The sequence below is a fragment of the Mesorhizobium sp. CNPSo 4689 genome (assembly GCF_057784325.1).
Genome location: NZ_JBWLUZ010000100.1, coordinates 1 through 1,054, shown reverse-complemented (window position 1 = coordinate 1,054; position 1,054 = coordinate 1). Strand labels below are relative to the sequence as shown.

The following is a 1,054-nucleotide window of genomic DNA, read 5'->3' as shown; positions in this document are numbered from 1 at the left end:
TAGAGCGGAATGAATTGAGGCTGAATCGGCTGGGATTCCCTAAGGCTTGGAAATCTGATTCAACGTGCTGGCTGGACAAGGAGGCCGGCACGGATGGGCAAGCCTTACTCGATGGATCTTCGCACCCGGGTTGTCGCGTCTGTTGAGCAGGAAGGGCTGTCGCGGCGGCAGGCGGCAGTGCGCTTTGGAGTTGGGATCAGTTCCGTCATCCGGTGGGTAAGTCGCTTGCGCGAGACGAGCAGTCTTGCGCCAGGCAAGATGGGCGGGCACAGGCCGAAGAAGATTGCCGGAGAGCATCGGGAGTGGCTGTTGGTGCGCTGCCGGGCTGCGGATTTCACGTTGCGCGGACTGGTGGCCGAACTGGCCGAGCGCGGCCTGAAGGTCGATTACCGCTCGGTGTGGGAGTTCGTCCACGCCGAGAAGCTCAGTCACAAAAAAAGACGCTGATCGCGGCTGAGCAGGATCGCCCGGATGTGGCGCGCCGACGGGCACAGTGGACCAAGTATCAGGACCGTATCGACCCTTCCCGCCTGGTGTTCATTGACGAGACATGGACCAAAACTAACATGGCTCCGCTCAGAGGATGGGCGCCGCGCGGCGAGAGGATCAAAGCCAAGGTGCCGCACGGTCACTGGAAGACCATGACCTTCCTGGCGGCGTTGCGTCACGACCGCGTCGATGCTCCATGGCTCATCGACGGACCGATCAATGGCGAGCGTTTCCAGCTCTATGTCGACAAGGTTCTCGTCCCAACCCTCAAGCCCGACGACATCGTCATCATGGACAATCTCGGCTCGCATAAGGGCAAGGCCGTCCGCCGTGCCATCCGCTCGGCCGGCGCCAGGCTGTTCCTCTTGCCCAAATACTCGCCCGACCTGAACCCCATCGAGAAGCTCTTCGCCAAGCTCAAGCACTGGCTGCGCAAGGCTGCCAAGCGAACAGTCGAAACCGTCTGTGGCGCTATCGGCCAAATCCTTGGCACCGTCACTTCAAACGAATGCCAAAATTACTTCACTGAAGCCGGATATGCCCAACCTAAGTTCATCCCGCTCTA

General features: G+C 60.3%; 1 protein-coding gene. It reads left to right on the top strand.

Features of this window, described 5'->3' with window-relative positions; genetic code table 11:
- Positions 1-93: 93 nt before the first annotated feature.
- Positions 94-1,054 (top strand): IS630 family transposase gene (locus tag AC04SI_RS33300; protein WP_488475730.1). Its coding sequence is split into 2 segments (ribosomal slippage), with 959 coding nucleotides annotated over them: positions 94-432 and positions 435-1,054; the frame shifts between segments, so codons are not numbered across the junction. This gene is flagged as partial in the annotation.